The sequence below is a fragment of the Acidovorax sp. SRI_002 genome, assembly GCF_057586455.1.
Genome location: NZ_JBYCZW010000001.1, coordinates 620,833 through 637,779, shown reverse-complemented (window position 1 = coordinate 637,779; position 16,947 = coordinate 620,833). Strand labels below are relative to the sequence as shown.

The 16,947-nt window shown below is 63.2% G+C and carries 12 protein-coding genes; 9 read left to right on the top strand and 3 right to left on the bottom strand.

Annotated features, from left to right (window positions below; genetic code table 11):
• The first annotated feature begins 23 nt into the window (after positions 1 to 23).
• The 3 genes from lpdA to AC2YJX_RS02810 all read left to right on the top strand — a co-directional run bounded on the left by lpdA (position 24) and on the right by AC2YJX_RS02810 (position 3,325).
• On the top strand, positions 24 to 1,451 hold the full coding sequence (lpdA, locus tag AC2YJX_RS02820) for a dihydrolipoyl dehydrogenase (protein ID WP_121506185.1): 1,428 nt from the start codon (positions 24 to 26) through the stop codon (positions 1,449 to 1,451).
• Positions 1,452 to 1,532: 81 nt separating this feature from the next.
• Complete coding sequence (gene zapE / locus AC2YJX_RS02815; RefSeq protein WP_487255229.1) at positions 1,533 to 2,630, top strand: cell division protein ZapE; 1,098 nt, start codon at positions 1,533 to 1,535, stop codon at positions 2,628 to 2,630.
• Positions 2,627 to 3,325: a hypothetical protein gene (locus tag AC2YJX_RS02810; RefSeq protein ID WP_487255228.1), complete on the top strand. Its 699-nt coding sequence runs from the start codon at positions 2,627 to 2,629 to the stop codon at positions 3,323 to 3,325. Before zapE ends, AC2YJX_RS02810 begins: the two co-directional genes overlap by 4 nt.
• Positions 3,326 to 3,505: 180 nt before the next feature.
• Here AC2YJX_RS02810 and AC2YJX_RS02805 read toward each other — a convergent pair whose 3' ends face one another.
• Positions 3,506 to 4,312 (bottom strand): PP2C family protein-serine/threonine phosphatase, encoded by an 807-nt coding sequence (locus AC2YJX_RS02805; protein WP_055396686.1) that lies wholly within the window; start codon positions 4,310 to 4,312, stop codon positions 3,506 to 3,508.
• 106 nt (positions 4,313 to 4,418) lie between these two features.
• Here AC2YJX_RS02805 and AC2YJX_RS02800 point away from each other — a divergent pair, with 106 nt between their 5' ends.
• Positions 4,419 to 4,622 (top strand): YdcH family protein, encoded by a 204-nt coding sequence (locus AC2YJX_RS02800; protein ID WP_055396751.1) that lies wholly within the window; start codon positions 4,419 to 4,421, stop codon positions 4,620 to 4,622.
• The gene (gene yoaA, locus AC2YJX_RS02795; RefSeq protein WP_487255227.1) at positions 4,622 to 6,670 is read left to right on the top strand and encodes a DNA repair helicase YoaA; all 2,049 of its coding nucleotides are present in this window, start codon (positions 4,622 to 4,624) and stop codon (positions 6,668 to 6,670) included. The genes AC2YJX_RS02800 and yoaA overlap by 1 nt, the downstream gene beginning before the upstream one ends.
• Here yoaA and AC2YJX_RS02790 read toward each other — a convergent pair.
• Positions 6,633 to 7,430, bottom strand: coding sequence for an outer membrane protein assembly factor BamD (locus AC2YJX_RS02790; protein WP_055396690.1), 798 nt, complete (start codon positions 7,428 to 7,430; stop codon positions 6,633 to 6,635). The genes yoaA and AC2YJX_RS02790 overlap by 38 nt on opposite strands.
• 182 nt (positions 7,431 to 7,612) lie before the next feature.
• Here AC2YJX_RS02790 and dnaE point away from each other — a divergent pair, with 182 nt between their 5' ends.
• The 4 genes from dnaE (at position 7,613) to AC2YJX_RS02770 (ending at position 15,472) form a co-directional block, all read left to right on the top strand.
• A complete protein-coding gene (dnaE, locus tag AC2YJX_RS02785) occupies positions 7,613 to 11,146 on the top strand; it encodes a DNA polymerase III subunit alpha (protein WP_487255226.1) in 3,534 nt (1,177 codons plus the stop codon).
• A gap of 107 nt (positions 11,147 to 11,253) precedes the next feature.
• A complete protein-coding gene (clpS, locus tag AC2YJX_RS02780; protein WP_055396693.1) occupies positions 11,254 to 11,622 on the top strand; it encodes an ATP-dependent Clp protease adapter ClpS in 369 nt (122 codons plus the stop codon).
• Between the two features lie 57 nt (positions 11,623 to 11,679).
• Complete coding sequence (gene clpA / locus AC2YJX_RS02775; protein WP_487255225.1) at positions 11,680 to 14,028, top strand: ATP-dependent Clp protease ATP-binding subunit ClpA; 2,349 nt, start codon at positions 11,680 to 11,682, stop codon at positions 14,026 to 14,028.
• A gap of 304 nt (positions 14,029 to 14,332) precedes the next feature.
• The gene (locus AC2YJX_RS02770; protein WP_487255224.1) at positions 14,333 to 15,472 is read left to right on the top strand and encodes a hypothetical protein; all 1,140 of its coding nucleotides are present in this window, start codon (positions 14,333 to 14,335) and stop codon (positions 15,470 to 15,472) included.
• A 46-nt stretch (positions 15,473 to 15,518) separates the two neighbouring features.
• On the opposite strand, the gene AC2YJX_RS02765 is transcribed toward AC2YJX_RS02770, so the two are convergent.
• Positions 15,519 to 16,892 (bottom strand): lytic murein transglycosylase, encoded by a 1,374-nt coding sequence (locus AC2YJX_RS02765; protein WP_487255223.1) that lies wholly within the window; start codon positions 16,890 to 16,892, stop codon positions 15,519 to 15,521.
• Positions 16,893 to 16,947: the final 55 nt, after the last annotated feature.

The following is a 16,947-nucleotide window of genomic DNA, read 5'->3' as shown; positions in this document are numbered from 1 at the left end:
CAACAGACTGAACGAGATTTCCCATGAGCAAACAATTTGATGTGATCGTCATCGGCGGTGGCCCCGGTGGCTACATTGCCGCCATCCGCGCAGCCCAGCTAGGCTTCAACGTCGCCTGTATCGACGAGTGGAAAAACGACAAGGGTGGCCCCGCACCCGGCGGCACCTGTACCAACGTGGGCTGCATTCCGTCCAAGGCGCTGCTGCAATCGTCCGAGCATTTCGAACACGCCAACAAGCACTTCGCCGAGCACGGCATCACCGCCACGGGCGTCAAGATGGACGTGGCCAAGATGATTGCCCGCAAGGACACCGTCGTGAAGCAGAACAACGACGGCATCCTGTACCTGTTCAAGAAGAACAAGGTCAGCTTCTTCCATGGCCGCGGCTCGTTCGTGAAGGCTGCTGAAGGCGGCTACGAGATCAAGGTGGCTGGCGCCGCCGAAGAGTCGCTGACGGGCAAGCAGATCATCATTGCCACCGGCTCCAATGCCCGTGCGCTGCCCGGCACGCCGTTCGACGAAGAACTGGTGCTGTCCAACGACGGCGCGCTGCGCGTGGGCACTGTGCCCAAGAAGCTCGGCCTGATCGGCTCGGGCGTGATCGGCCTGGAAATGGGCTCGGTGTGGCGCCGCCTGGGGGCTGAAGTCACCATCCTCGAAGGCCTGCCGACCTTCCTGGGCGCGGTGGACGAGCAGATCGCCAAGGAAGCCAAGAAGGCCTTCGACAAGCAAGGTCTGAAGATCGAGCTGGGCGTGAAGGTCGGCGAGATCAAAACCGGCAAGAAGGGCGTGAGTATTGCCTACACCAACGCCAAGGGCGAAGCCCAGTCGCTGGACGTGGACAAGCTCATCGTCTCCATCGGCCGCGTGCCCAACACCATTGGCCTGAACGTCGAAGCCGTGGGCCTGCAGCTCGACGAGCGCGGTGCCATCGTGGTCGATGCCGACTGCAAGACCAACCTGCCCGGCGTGTGGGCGGTGGGTGACGTGGTGCGCGGCCCGATGCTGGCGCACAAGGCCGAGGAAGAGGGCGTTGCCGTGGCCGAGCGCATTGCCGGCCAGCATGGCCACGTGAACTTCAACACCGTTCCTTGGGTGATCTACACCAGCCCCGAAATCGCATGGGTGGGCCGCACCGAGCAGCAGCTCAAGGCCGACGGCGTCAAGTACAAGGCGGGCAGCTTCCCCTTCCTGGCCAACGGCCGCGCACGCGCACTGGGCGACACCACAGGCATGGTCAAGATGCTGGCCGATGCCGAGACTGACGAGATTCTGGGCGTGCACATCGTGGGCCCGCAGGCCAGCGAGCTGATTGCCGAAGCTGTTGTGGCCATGGAATTCAAGGCCAGCAGCGAAGACATCGCGCGCATTTGCCACGCGCACCCCTCGCTGAGCGAAGCCACCAAGGAAGCGGCCCTGGCTGTGGATAAACGCACTCTGAACTTCTGATTTTTGGGTCAAATCGGGCTCTAGCGCTTATCTGATAAGCGCTAGTAGCTATAAAAATCATAGTTTCTGAGCATCCACCACGTGACTGTTAAACAGGCTTACCTGGCCGAGTTGGCCGCTAAAGGCTACCAAAGTGACCCTGCCCAATTGCGCGCAGTGGATGCCCTTCAGCGGTGCGCTGATGACTGGGCTGCATACAAGGCCCGGCGTTCCAACGCACTCAAGAAGCTGATCAACCGGCCTGATGTGCCGCGCGGCGTGTACATGTATGGCGGGGTGGGGCGGGGCAAGAGCTTTCTGATGGAATGCTTTTTCGACGCCGTTCCCTTGAAGCGCAAGGTGCGCCTTCACTTCCACGAGTTCATGCGCGAAGTGCACCGCGAACTGGCGGGCCTGCAGGGCACGGTCAACCCGCTGGACGTGCTGGGCGCGCGCATTGCCAAGCGCTACAAGCTCATCTGTTTTGACGAGTTTCACGTGGCGGACATTACCGACGCCATGATCCTGCACCGCCTGCTGGCGGCACTGTTCGATAACGGCGTGGGCTTTGTGACCACTTCGAATTTCAAGCCCGACGACCTGTACCCCGACGGCCTGCACCGCGACCGCATTCTCCCGGCGATTGCCCTGCTCAATGAAAAGCTTGAAGTGGTCAACGTGGACAACGGTACCGATTACCGTCGGCGCACTCTGGAGCACGTGAAGCTGTACCACACGCCGCTGGGCCCCGAGGCAGATGCTGAAATGGGCCAGGCGTTTGACCAACTGGCCGAAGTGCACGACGAAGACCCGGTGCTGCACATCGAGGCCCGCGAGATCCGGGCACGCCGCAAGGCCGGTGGTGTGGTGTGGTTTGACTTCAAGACCCTGTGTGGTGGCCCCCGGTCGCAGAACGACTATCTGGAAATCGCGACGCAGTTCCACACTGTGCTGCTGTCCGATGTGCCTTACATGCCGGTGAGCATGGCGTCGCCTGCGCGGCGTTTTACCTGGCTCGTGGACGTGTTGTACGACAGGCGCGTCAAGCTCATCCTGTCTGCAGCAGTACCCCCCGAGCAACTTTATACCGAAGGCCCCTTGGCGCACGAGTTTCCGCGAACGATTTCGCGGCTCAACGAGATGCAGTCCAAGGAGTTCCTGGCGCTGGAGCGCCGCACTGTCGATACGGGGCTGACATGATCTCCAGACGCTTCGTATCTGTGGCGATTTTCTTGCTTGCCTGGGGGTTGTCTGCCTCGGCCATGGCGCAGCCGGTAGCTGCGGGTGCGGAGGCCAACGGCCAGCAGGCAGCCGCCAAGGCGGCCGAACGTAAAGCGGAACACGACCGCATCCGCTCCGAACGCGAGGCCATCAAGGCCAGGCGACAACAGGACGAATCGGCCTGTTACCAGCGATTTTCCGTAGAAGACTGTCTGCGCAGTGTGCGGGCGGGCGTGCGCGATGCGGAAGCCCGTTTGCGTGCACAGGAGATCGAGCTCAATGATGCCGAGCGCAAGGAAAAAGCGGCGGAGCGTCTCAAATCCATTGAAGAAAAGCAGCGCGGCGTGCCGGATAGCCCCTCAGCGGGCAGCGGTGCTGCAAGCGCTGTGGTGCGCAAGCCGTCGCAAGACCCCCAGGGCCTGAAATCGCAGCGTGACCACGAGGCTGAGCTGAGAGCACAGCAGCAGCGTATTAAGGTGCAAAAGCAGGCCCAGGAGCAGGCAGCGCGCACCAGTGGCAATGCCGAGCGTGCCGCAGAGGTGCGCGCACGCCACGCGCAAACGCTTCAGGCTGCGCAGGAGCGCCGCGACCGAGTCGAAAAGTCACGGGCAGAGGCCGCAGCCCAGGGGCGGGTCCCTGCGGCTCCGTTGCCAGCGGGTTCGGCAGCACGCTGAAACAGGTTTACTTGGGGTGGCTGCTCCAGGTGTTGAAAGTGCGCGTGGCGCCCAAAAGTCGCAATGGGCCGGTGGATACCGAGGCTCGGTTCGCGTCAGCGCCGCTTTCCTCAAGTGCCGCGCAGCCATTCGCCCTTTCGGCTGCCCACCCAGGCAAATGCCAGCGGGTGGGGCGCTGCTTCAGGGCCGCCCTGCGTCAGCGGGTACCAGGCGAGCGACCTTCTTTTCTTCCACCAGCGCCTCCATCTTCACGATGACCAGCGAGAGGTTGTCGCCACCGCCCCGCGCACGGGAGCGGGCTTTTTCAATCAGAAACTCCGTGGCTTCCCGTGGCGAGAGGGAATCAACCACGGAGCCGAGTTCAGTGGGCGAAAAGTAGTGCCACACCCCATCACTGCAGGCCATGAGCACATCGCCAGGCTGCAGTTGGGGGATCACATGGGTGGTGATGGGCGGGTCGCTTTCAGTGCCGAGGCAGCCCACCAAAATGTTCGAGTGCGGATGGTTGTTGGCCTCGGCTTCGGTCAGCTCGCCCCGGTCCACGAGAGCCTGGACATAGGAGTGGTCGCTGGTGCGGAACACCATGCGCGCACCTTGGAAGTGGTAGATGCGCGAATCGCCTGCATGCACCCAGTGGCAGTCGCCACGCGGGTTGATGAGAAACGCTGCAATGGTGCTGTGCGGTTCCTGCTCGGCAGAAATGGCTGTGAGCCGGATCACGATGTGCGCTTCTTCCACCATGCTCTTGAGCATGGCTACCGGGTCGTCGGTGTCGGGCGAATAGCGCTCGAAGAGCTGGCGCGCAGTCATCATGACCTGGTCGGACGCCTTGCGCCCGCCGCTGCGCCCGCCCATGCCATCGGCAAGGACACCCAGTATGCAGCCATTGTGCCGCTCGTGGGAGATCAGGATCACCTGGTCTTGCTGGTACTCCCGGTCACCCTTGTGGATGCCGGTGGACGCGATGAGGCGAAACGCTTTGGTCATGCTGGTGATTGTGGGGGCGCGTACGCAAAGGGCCATCGCGCAAACGGGGGCAAGCGCGTATTATCCGCCCGCCTGTGGCATTTTTGCCATCCCACGGCCCCTTGCCTTGAACCCCAGCCTCCATTCCCCCCAACGCCAACTCATTGAGCTGCGCATCGAGCATGCCGATCTGGACGCTCTGATCGACCGGTGTGCCCCCGACGGCGTGGCCGACGAATTCACGCTGCGCCGCCTCAAAAAGCGCCGCCTCGCTCTGCGTGATGCCCTGGATCGCCTGGAACGGGACCTTCAACCCCAAGAGCCCGCTTGATGGCGCTGGTGGAGATGGTGCAGGAGGTGTTTGCCCCCGGCGGCGTGCTGGCGCGGGCCGACACGCATTTCCAGCCGCGCGAGGGCCAGACGCAAATGGCCATGGCCGTGGCGCACACCATCGAAACGGGCGGGGCGCTGGTCGTGGAGGCAGGCACGGGGGTGGGCAAGACTTTTTCCTATCTGGTCCCGGCACTCCTGAGCGGCGAGCGGGTGCTGTTGTCCACCGCCACCAAGGCCTTGCAGGACCAGCTGTTTGCGCGCGATCTTCCGCGCCTGGCGCAGACCCTGGGCTTGCCGGTGCGCATGGCGCTTCTGAAGGGCAGGGCGAGCTATCTGTGCCTGTACCGCATGGAACTGGCCCGCCAGGACGTGTCTGCCCGTGAGCCTGGCGTGGCACGGGTTTTGGCCAAGGTCGAGAGTTGGTCGCATGGCACGCGCTCGGGCGACTTGGCGGAGCTGACGGGGTTGGACGAACGCTCGCCCGTGATACCGCTGGTCACCTCCACCCGTGAGAACTGCCTGGGCTCGCAGTGCCCCCGCTTTCGCGAATGCCACGTGCATTTGGCGCGGCGCGAGGCCTTGGCGGCGGACATCGTGGTCATCAACCACCACCTTTTCTTCGCCGATGTGGCTGTGCGCGAGTCGGGCATGGCCGAGCTCTTACCGTCTGTGCGTGTGGTGGTGTTTGATGAGGCGCACCAGATCAACGAGACGGGCGTGCAGTTTCTGGGGCTTACGCTGTCCACGGGCCAGCTAATGGATTTTGGCAGGGACCTGCTGGCAGCAGGGCTGCAGCATGCGCGGGGCCTTGCGGACTGGACGGTGCTTGCGAGCCAGGTGGATCTGTCTGCCCGGGATTTGCGCTTGGCGGCGGGAGATATGCGGGGCAGCGCAAAGCTGCGCTGGACCGATGAAACGCCGGAGAGCGTCAGGCCGGATGAATGGCAGGCTGCCCTGCGCCGCGTGGCGCTCGCCTGCGCCCAGGCGCAGGAGGCTCTCGACACTGTCAGCGAAATAGCGCCCGACTTTGTGCGCCTGTATGAGCGCGGGACTGAACTGCTGGCGCGCCTGGCCCATTTTTCTGGCCCCGGCAATCCGGATGCGGTGCGCTGGGTCGATGTGGGGCCGCAGCTGCGCTTGACGGAATCCCCCCTGGATATTGCCGAGGCCATGCGCACACGCCTGCTGGCCACCCCAGCGGAACCCGTGGGTGACGATGGGTGGCCCGGGGAGCCTGCTGCCGGACCCGGCAGGGCCTGGGTCTTCACCTCGGCCACCTTGGGCGATGACGAGCAACTGAGCTGGTTCACGGAGCGGGCGGGTTTGCAGGACGCGCAGATCCTGCGGGTTGCGAGCCCGTTTGACTATGGGGCGCAGGCAGCACTGTATGTGCCACGCCACCTGCCGTCTCCGGCCGATCCTTCGCACAGCAAGGCGCTTGCGCGCTGGGTGGGCGAGGCTGCAGCGCAACTGGGTGGCCGCACCCTGGTGCTGACCACGACGCTCAAGGCCTTGCGCACCATTGGCGATGCGTTGAAAGCGCAGTTTGCGGGCTCTGCTGTCCTGGAGGTGCTGGTGCAGGGCGAGTGGCCCAAACGGCGGCTGATGGAGCGTTTTCGCGAAGGGAGCGAGCACGGGCAGCAAGGCTGTGTGCTGGTGGCTTCCGCGACGTTCTGGGAAGGTTTTGATGTGCCTGGGGATGCCTTGCAGCTTGTTGTGATTGACAAGCTTCCTTTTCCTCCCCCGGGCGACCCTTTGGTGGAGGCGCGTACGCAGCGTATTGAGAAATCTGGCGGGAAAGCGTTCAAGTCTTACGCACTGCCCGAGGCAGCCGTTGCGCTCAAGCAGGGGGCGGGGCGGTTGATCCGGCGTGAGTCCGACCAGGGCATTCTGGTGGTGGGTGACACCCGCCTTGTCACCATGGGCTATGGCAAGCGCCTGCTGGCGGCCTTGCCCCCGATGCGGCGCCTGGAGTCAGAGCCTGAGTTTGAAGCTGCTCTTCAGGCGCTTACCAAAGCTTCCACCACGGCTCCGCCTTTTCCTTGAGGCCCCCGCGCAGATAGGCGCTTTGGGGGTACGAAGTGTCCATCACGCGGCGTGCATCGTCGCGCAGCTGCGTCATGCCCAGTGCGTCGTACGACTGGATGAGGATGTACAGAGCTTCTTCGAGCGCGGGCACGCCCTGATAGTCCGCCAGGGCTACCTGGGCACGGCTGATGGCTGCCACATACGCGCCCCGCTGGAAGTAGTAGCGCGCCACATGCACTTCGTACTGCGCGAGCGAATTCACAATGTACGTCATGCGCTGGCGTGCATCCTGTGCGTAGCGGGATTCCGGGAAGCGGGTGGCCAGCTCACTGAAGGCCTCAAAGGAGTCCTTGGCTGCTTTCTGGTCGCGCTCGGAAAGGTCCTGGCGCGAGATGAACGAGAACAGACCGAGGTTGTCGTTAAAGTTCACCAAGCCCTTGAGGTACAGCGCATAGTCAAGCGCAGGGCTGGCGGGATGGAGCTTCATGAAGCGGTCCAGCGTTGCAATGGCCTGGGCTTTTTCGCCAGCCTTGTAGTGCGCGTAGGCCTTGTCGATCTGGGCCTGCTGCGCCAGCGGGGTGCCGGCCGCCCGCCCCTCCAGCTTTTCGAGCAGAGGAACCGCCTTGTCGTAGGCGCCGCTGTTCATTTCGTCCTGCGCTTCCGAATGGATGCGATTGGGGCTCCAGTTGGCCGTTTTGTCTTCGGTTGTGCTGGAGCAACCCGCCAGCAGACCAGCAAGCAGCAGGGCAGAAACGAGGGGCAGTGGGGCACGCAGCATCGCAGGCAGCTTTCAGCAAAAAAAGAAACAGGGGTGCAGGATAGCTGGGCCGGTCCAGAGGGCCAGGCGCCGCTGGCATCCAGGGCACGAAGAAGCATTGTACTGGGGGTGGCACCTGTCAAGAGGCGTTGCGCTGCCAGCTTTCTCTCGGTGGCGGTGCTGGGCTTTCTACAATGGCCCCCATGTTTGTTCACTTGCGCCTGCACACCGAGTTCTCCGTCGTAGACGGTACCAATCGAATCGATGAGGCGGCCAAGGCGGCTGCCAAAGACGGCCAGCCTGCACTGGCCATCACCGATCTCAACAACCTTTTTGGCGCGATCAAGTTCTACAAGGAGGCGCGGGGCAAGGGTGTCAAGCCCATCCTGGGGGCCGAGATTTTTCTGGAAGGCGAAGCGGGCGCAGCCCCCTCACGCCTGATCGTCCTGGTGCAGAACCGCCAGGGCTACCTCAATCTGTCCGAACTGCTCGCGCGTGCGTGGACGCGCAATGTCGTCAAGAATCTGGCGCTGTGCACCTGGGCCTGGCTGGAAGAGTTGTCGGAAGGGCTGATTGCTCTGGCCGGGGCACAGGCTGGGCCCGTGGGCCAGGCTCTCCTGAAGGGGGACGAGTCGGGCGCCGCTGAGATTGCCTTGCGCCTGGCAGGGCTGTTTCCACACCGGTTTTACATCGAGTTGCAGCGTGCGGGCCGTGTCGACGATGAAAGCCACGTGGTGGCTGCTGCGCAGTTGGCGGCGCGCCTGAGCTTGCCCGTGGTGGCCACACATCCTGTGCAGTTCGCCACTCCAGACGACTATGAGGCCCACGAGGCGCGCGTCTGTATTGCAGAGGGGGAGATCCTGGCCAACCCGCGCCGCGTGCGCAAGTTCACGCGCGACCAGTATTTCAAGTCGTCTGCAGAAATGCAGGCCTTGTTCGCTGATGTTCCGTCGGCCATTGCGAACACGGTGGAAATTGCCCAGCGTTGCAACCTCACGCTGGTGCTTGGCAAGCCGCAGTTGCCGGACTTTCCCACCCCCAATGGCATGCCGATCGATGAGTTCTTTCGTTTTGCCTCGTTCGAGGGGCTGGAGGAGCGCCTGAAGCTTCTCTTCCCCAAGGAGTCCGACCGCGATCAGCAGCGTCCCCGCTATGTGGAACGCCTGGAGTTCGAGATCGGAACCATTCTCAAGATGGGTTTTCCGGGCTACTTCCTCATCGTGGGGGACTTCATTCAGTGGGCCAAGGCCAACGGGTGCCCCGTGGGGCCGGGACGGGGATCGGGTGCCGGTTCGCTAGTGGCGTATGCCCTCAAGATCACCGACCTGGATCCGCTGCAATACAACCTGCTGTTCGAGCGGTTTCTGAATCCCGAGCGGGTGTCCATGCCTGACTTCGACATTGACTTTTGCCAGTCCAATCGTGACCGGGTGATCGACTATGTGAAGGACAAGTACGGCAAGAATGCCGTGAGCCAGATTGCCACCTTCGGGACCATGGCTGCCAAAGCCGCCATCCGCGACGTGGGCCGGGTGATGGACATGAGCTACATGTTCTGCGACGGCATCTCCAAGCTGGTACCGGGCAAGCCCGGTATGTCGTACACGCTGGCCTATCCGCCCGAGGTGAAAAAGGAAGGCGACAAGAACAACTACGCACTGGAGCTGGAGCCGCTGCTGTACGAACGCGTGCAGAAGGAAGAAGACGTCAAGACCATCATCGAGATGGCGCAAAAACTCGAAGGCATGACCCGCAACATCGGTATGCACGCGGGTGGGGTTTTGATTGCGCCTGGCAAGCTCACGGATTTCTGCCCGCTCTACCAGCAGCCGGGCAGCGAATCGGCAGTGAGCCAGTACGACAAGGACGACGTGGAAGCTATTGGCCTTGTGAAGTTCGACTTCTTGGGTCTCGCCACTCTCACCATTCTGGAAATCGCGCGTGAGTTCATTATCAAGCGCCACAAAGGCCAGGAGAACTTCGCCTTCGAGAACATTCCGCTGGACGATGGCCCCACCTACCGGCTGTTTTCCGATGGCAAGACCGAGGCCGTGTTTCAGTTTGAAAGCCGTGGCATGCAGGGCATGCTCAAGGAAGCGAAGCCGAGTCGGCTTGAAGACCTGATTGCACTGAACGCGCTGTACCGTCCGGGTCCCATGGATCTGATCCCGAGTTTCGTGAACCGCAAACACGGCAAGGAAGTGGTGGAGTATCCCCATCCGCTGGTGGAGCCCGTGCTGGCCGAGACCTACGGGATCATGGTGTACCAGGAGCAGGTGATGCAGACCGCCCAGGTGCTGGGGGGCTACAGCCTGGGCGGCGCCGACATGCTGCGCCGCGCCATGGGCAAGAAGAAGGCCGAGGAGATGGCCGAGCACCGGGAGATCTTCCGAAAGGGTGCGGCCGAAAAGAACATCAGCCAGGAGAAGGCTGACGAAGTGTTCGATTTGATGGAGAAGTTTGCAGGCTACGGCTTTAACAAGTCGCACGCGGCTGCTTACTCCCTGTTGGCTTACCACACGGGTTGGCTCAAGGTGCACTTCACCGCAGAGTTCTTCTGCGCCAACATGACCGTGGAAATGGATGACACCGACAAGCTCAAGGTGCTGTTCGAAGACGCGCAAAAAATGGGGCTCTCTTTCGAGCCGCCGGACGTCAACCGTGGCTTCTACCGGTTCGAGCCCGTGACCGACAAAATCATCCGCTACGGCCTGGGCGCCGTTAAGGGCACGGGCCAGCAGGCCATCGAGGCCATGGTGGCGGCGCGTGAGGGGCGTGGCGAAGGGCCCCACGGCGCCACCACCGGGCCTTTCAAGAGCCTTTTCGATTTCTGCCTGCGCGTGGACAAGGCGCGCATGAACAAGCGCACGGTGGAGGCGCTGATCAAGGCGGGTGCATTTGATTCCATCAACATGAACCGGGCATCGATGGTGGCCTCGATCGACCGGGCTTTTGACTTTGCGGCTGCCACGCTGGCCAACGTGAACCAGGGTGGCTTGTTCGACATGATGGGCGATGATGCCCATGGTTCCAGCACGCAGGAGCCTGAACTGGTGGACGCTGTTCCTTGGGGGATCAAGGAGCGACTCACCCTGGAGAAAACGGCGGTCGGTTTCTATCTGTCCGGCCATCTGTTCGATGAAGTGGCCACGGAGGTGCGCCGCTTTGTGCGCACCCAGATCGATGAGCTGCTGGACAGTCGCGAACCCCAGGTATTGGCCGGGATCATCAGTGATTTCCGGGTCATCAATGGACAGCGGGGCAAATTGGGCCTGTTCAAACTGGACGACAAGTCTGCCGTCATTGAGGCGTCTGCCGATGAGGCCTTGCTCAACACGTACCGCAATCAGCTCAAGGAAGACGAGTTCGTCGTGATGATGGGCCGCTTGCAACTGGACCATTTCAGCGGTGGCCTGCGCGTGAAGGTGCAACAGGTGTGGGACTTGGCAGGGGCGCGTTGCCGTTTTGGCAAGTACCTGCATGTCACCGTCGGCGACAAGGGCCCGGATGTGCACCGCCTGGTCAAGGAGTTTCCGCCGCGCCGAGAGGAGCTTGCCGAGGGTGAATTGCTCCACGGCCTGCGTGTGCGCATGGGTGTGCGCTGTGTGGCGCAGGATGCGGCCGCTGTGGCGGAGCTGCAACTGGGGGAGAGCGCCCGTTTTTATCCCACCGATGCTGCGCTGGCCGCCTGGACCGCCCAGGCGGGCAGTGGTTCGGCCACCGTGGTTTACGAGTAAATCGGGTGTTGGAAACCATTCGGTGAATATCGTGAAGGCGACAGCTTGAAAAAAACCGGATCAACGTCAGATTTCTCTCACGGCAGCATGCCGCGCGGATCGCTAGAATGATTTTCATGGCAACAAAACCACCTTCACCCCCCACCGCGCTGCCCGTGACCCGGCCCGCGCGGGATGATGGCGGTTCGGTCGTGCTCGAAAGACGCACCCAGAAGACCCAGCCGCCGCAGATGTACCAGGTGGTCATGCTCAATGACGACTACACCCCCATGGAGTTCGTCATCGTGGTTTTGCAGGAGTTTTTCAGCAAGGACCGTGAACAAGCCACCCAGATCATGTTGAAGATCCATCTCGATGGCAAAGGCGTCTGCGGTGTTTATTCCCGCGATGTGGCTGCCACCAAGGTGGAACAAGTGCTTGACGCCGCCCTCAAGGCGGGCCACCCACTCCAATGTGTCAGTGAACCTGTTGAATAACAGGTTTTTGATCCCGATCTACAGTTATCCCTTCCACGCAAGCACAAAGGAGTTCACATGATTGCCCAGGAACTGGAAGTCAGCTTGCACATGGCCTTTGTTGAGGCCCGTCAGCAGCGCCACGAGTTCATCACCGTGGAGCATCTGTTGCTTGCACTGCTCGATAACCCCAGCGCAGCGGAGGTGCTGCGCGCATGTTCGGCCAATATCGATGATCTGCGCTCATCGCTGGCGAACTTCATCAAAGACAACACGCCCCAGGTGGCTGGCACCGATGAGGTGGACACGCAGCCCACGCTGGGATTCCAGCGTGTGATCCAGCGCGCCATCATGCACGTGCAGTCCACGGGCAATGGCAAGAAGGAAGTCACGGGTGCCAACGTGCTCGTGGCCATCTTTGGCGAGAAGGATTCGCATGCCGTGTACTACCTGCACCAGCAGGGCGTGACGCGCCTGGACGTGGTCAATTTCATTGCCCACGGTATCAAGAAGGGCGAACCCCCAGAGCCTGCCAAGCCGGACAACCAGGCGGAAGGCGAAGAGGGTGGTTCTTCTGAGCGCAACGAGAAAGCCTCGCCGCTGGAACAGTTCACCCAGAACCTGAACCAGGCCGCCAAAGACGGCAAGATCGATCCGCTGATCGGGCGCCACTACGAAGTGGAGCGCACGATCCAGATCCTGTGCCGCCGCCGCAAGAACAACCCACTGCTGGTGGGTGAAGCTGGCGTGGGCAAGACGGCGATTGCCGAGGGTCTGGCCTGGCGGATTACCCAGAACGATGTGCCTGAAATCCTGGCCGAGGCCACGGTGTACTCGCTCGACATGGGCGCATTGCTGGCAGGCACCAAGTACCGGGGTGATTTTGAGCAGCGCCTCAAGGGCGTTCTCAAGTCGCTGAAGGACAAGCCCAATGCGATTTTGTTCATCGACGAGATCCATACGCTGATCGGTGCGGGTGCCGCGTCGGGCGGCACGCTGGATGCCTCCAACCTGCTCAAGCCCGCGCTTTCCAGCGGCCAGCTCAAGTGCATTGGCGCAACGACCTTCACGGAATACCGTGGCATCTTCGAAAAAGATGCAGCGCTGTCGCGCCGTTTCCAGAAGGTGGACGTGGTGGAGCCCAGCGTGGCCGAAACCATCGACATCCTCAAGGGCCTGAAGTCGCGCTTTGAAGAGCACCACAGCGTGAAGTACGCGGCGGCCGCCCTGCAGGCTGCAGCCGAGCTGAGCGCCAAGTACATCAATGACCGCCATCTGCCTGACAAGGCGATTGACGTCATTGACGAAGCCGGTGCTGCACAGCGCATCATGGTGCCGAGCAAGCGCAAGAAGACCATCGGCAAGGCCGAGATCGAAGAGATCGTGGCCAAGATTGCGCGTATTCCGCCTGCGAATGTGTCCAATGACGACCGTGGCAAGCTCCAGACGCTGGAACGCGACCTGAAGAGTGTGGTGTTCGGCCAGGACAAGGCCCTGGAAGTGCTGGCCAGCGCGGTCAAGATGGCGCGGTCCGGTCTGGGCAAGGGCGACAAGCCCATCGGCTCGTTCCTGTTCAGCGGCCCCACAGGCGTGGGCAAGACCGAGGCGGCCAAGCAGCTGGCCTACATCATGGGCATCGAGCTCTTGCGCTTCGACATGTCGGAGTACATGGAGCGCCATGCGGTCAGCCGCCTGATTGGTGCGCCTCCGGGCTATGTCGGATTCGACCAGGGTGGCCTGTTGACCGAAGCCATCACCAAGAAGCCGCACGCTGTGCTGCTGCTCGACGAAATCGAGAAGGCGCACCCGGACATCTTCAACGTGCTGCTGCAGGTGATGGACCATGGCACGCTGACCGACAACAACGGGCGCAAGGCCGACTTCCGCAACGTCCTGATCATCATGACGACGAATGCGGGCGCCGAGACCATGAACAAGGCGACGATTGGCTTCACCAACCCGCGCCAGGCGGGCGACGAAATGGGCGACATCAAGCGCCTCTTCACGCCCGAGTTCCGCAACCGGCTGGATGCCATCGTCAACTTCAAGGCGCTCGACGAGCAGATCATCCTGCGCGTGGTGGACAAGTTCCTGCTGCAGCTGGAGACGCAACTGGCCGAGAAGAAGGTGGAAGTCACCTTCACCGACACGCTGCGCAAGCACCTGGCCAAGAAGGGCTTTGATCCGCTCATGGGCGCCCGCCCGATGCAGCGTTTGATCCAGGACACCATCCGCCGGGCGCTGGCCGACGAGCTGCTGTTCGGTCGCCTGACGGACGGTGGGCGTCTGACCGTCGACATTGAGGTGAAGACCGACGACAAGGGCGTGGAAACTTCCGAGGTGCTGCTGGACATCCAGCCGCTGGCCAAGAAGGAACGCTCGGCCAAGTCCGAGCCCACCGAGCCCGAGGAAGCTACAGCGGACTGATGGCATGGGCGCCACTGGCGCTTTTGCCTGCACACACCGGTACCCTTTCGAAGCCAGCCATCATCGCGATGGCTGGCTTTTTTTCGCCCGTACTGCAGCACTGCAGAGGCATGGCGTCCGCCATGCAGCATTTGCGGCGTGGTTTCGAGGCCTGCGCAGGTGGGCTTTGATCTGCCACGTCAGCGAATAGGTGTCTGCGGGCGCCGTGCTTCGCCCCAAGGTCTTTGTAACGTTTTTGTACAGTTCTGCAGCAAGCTGGAGGGACCTGGGGCGGCATACTGCGGGCTGATTGAGGAGACGCCCCATGACAATGACCCCCACACCCTCCGTACCGATGGTTCCGGCTACCGACTTTCGCAGACAGCGTTTGGGCGCGATTAGCCGGTGCCTCGCCATTGCCAGCTTCGGTGCTGTGGTGGCTGCTTGTGGTGGAGGCGGCGGGGGAGATGCGCCGGTTGTGGCACCTCCGGGCTCCCCGCCGCCAGGCGCGCCTGGCCCAACTCCGACTCCGCCCCCCGGGGTCCAGGTCTATGGCGATGTGCGCGGCGCAACCCTGGGGGTGGGCGCGCCGCTCAATGGCGCGGTGCCGTTCCCTGCCAGCAATGACTGGAACACGGACATCAGTGGGCTCCCCATCGACCCCAACTCCGACAACCTCATCGCCAGCATTGGCCTTACCCGGGGTTTGTTCCCGGACTTCGGCGCGGGCCTGTGGGAAGGTGCGCCCATCGGCATTCCGTATGTGGTGGTGGCGGGTGCCCAGCCGCGTGTGGCGGTGCAGTTCACTGACTACGGCGATGAGAGTGATGCAGGCCCGTACCCGATTCCGCCCAATGCCCCCATTGAAGGCGGCCCTTCCAGCGCAGGTGACCGGCACGTCATCGTGATCGACCGCGACAACAACCGCCTGTATGAAACTGGCAACAGCTACCCGCAGCCCGATGGCAGCTGGCGTGCGTCGGGTGGTGCCGTTTTCCACCTGGACAGCAACAACGTACGCCCCACCGCCAGGCCGCGATGGACCAGCGCGGACGCAGCGGGCCTGCCGATCTTCCCGGGTCTGGTGCGGTACGACGAGGCATCGCTGGGCCCCGGTGGCATCCGCCACGCGCTGCGCTTCACCGTCAGCCAGACCCGCAGCGCCTACGTGCCGCCTGCCACCCACTGGGCATCGAGCAATACCAGTCCTAACCTTCCTCCCATGGGCATGCGTGTGCGCCTGAAGGCGGGCTATGCAATCCCGGCGGGCTTCTCCGCCGAAACACGCGCCATCCTCACCGCTCTCAAGACCCACGGGATGATGGTGGCCGACAACGGCTCCAACTGGTTTCTGAGCGGAGCGCCGGACGAACGCTGGAACAACGATCGCCTGAAGTCCGAACTGCGCCAGGTGCTGGGCCGCGACTTCGAGGTCGTGCGCATGGATGGGCTGGTGACGCCGTAGCGCCATGACTCCGTGGGGCGGCCAGCTGGGCAGGCTTGGGCTCTGTCTACTGGGGCGCCGTAAGCCGCTGCAGCAGTTCCACGGTGGGATAGCCGTCCGCCACAACGCCCACGCTGCGCTGGTAGCCCCGCAGCCCTGCGCGAGTGGCAGGGCCCATCACGCCGTCCGGGGTGCCCGCCGCAAATCCTTTGCGGTTGAGCGTCTCTTGCAGCTCCTGTAGCTGCTGGCGTGACAGGGGGGCAAGGTCGCGCGGCCACGCGGCAACCACCGGCCCGCCACCGCCAATCTGGCGCGCCAGCAGCGCCACGCCCAGCGCGTAGTTGACCGAGTTGTTGTAGCGCAGGATGACGCGGAAATTGGCACCCACCAAAAAGGCGGGGCCCCGGGCACCTGCGGGCTCGACGATGGACGCGGTGGCCAGGGTGGGCAACGCCTGCCCGTCGATGCCGCGCACACCTTCCGCGTCCCACTGCGCGGTGGTCTGCTGTACGGAGGGGTCTGCGCGGGTGTGGTCGAAGGACGGGGGCAACTGCACCTCCACACCCCAGGGCTCGCCCGCCTGCCAGCCTGAGCGCGCCAGGAAATGCGCGGTGGATGCCGTCACGTCCGGGATGCTGCCCCAGATGTCGCGATGGCCGTCGCCGTCGGCATCCACGGCGTAGGCCAGAAACACTGAGGGCAGGAACTGTGTGTGCCCCATGGCGCCGGCCCAGGAACCGAGCATGCGGTCCGCTGCGATGTCGCCCTGGTCCACGATGCGCAGCGCGGCCAGCAGCTCGGCCTGGGCCCAGGCGCGGCGGCGGCCTTCATAGGCCAGCGTGGACAGCGCGTCCACGGTGCGGAACGTCCCGAAATTGCTGCCGTAGTTGCTCTCCATGCCCCAGATGGCGGTGATCACGGTGGCAGGCACGCCATAGCGGCCGGCAGTGGCTTCCAGCGTGGCGCTGTGTTCGGCCAGCTTGGCCTGGCCTTGGGCAATGCGCTGCGGCGACACCGCACTGTCAAGGTAGGCCCAGGGTGTGCGCGTGAATTCAGGCTGTGCCCGGTCAAGCTCCACCACACGCGGCTGCCATTGCGCCTGGCCCAGCACTTCGCGCACCGTGCGGGGCTGGATGCCCGCCTGCAAGGCCTGCGCCGAAAACGCGTCGCGCCATGCGGCAAAGCCTGCCGCATGGTCCACGCCAGCGGTGGGGCTGCCGGTAGATGCTGCGGCATCTTGGGCCGGTGTGCTGGTGGTGGCAGGGGGGGCGCTGGCTGGCGGCGGTGTTTTCACCGCGTCCGGGCGATGGGGAGGCGCTGCGGCGCAGCCCGCCAGAGCCAGGGCTGCCCAACATGCTGCAAGGGAACGTGGGGACCAAGAGGACAAAAGGGAAGGGCGGAGCCGCGAAACGGAGGGATTGGCTGGGTGGGTGCTTTGCATGCGCCATTGTCCCGCGCTGCAGCGGAGGTGCTGCGCTGCAGGTGTATCACGGCGT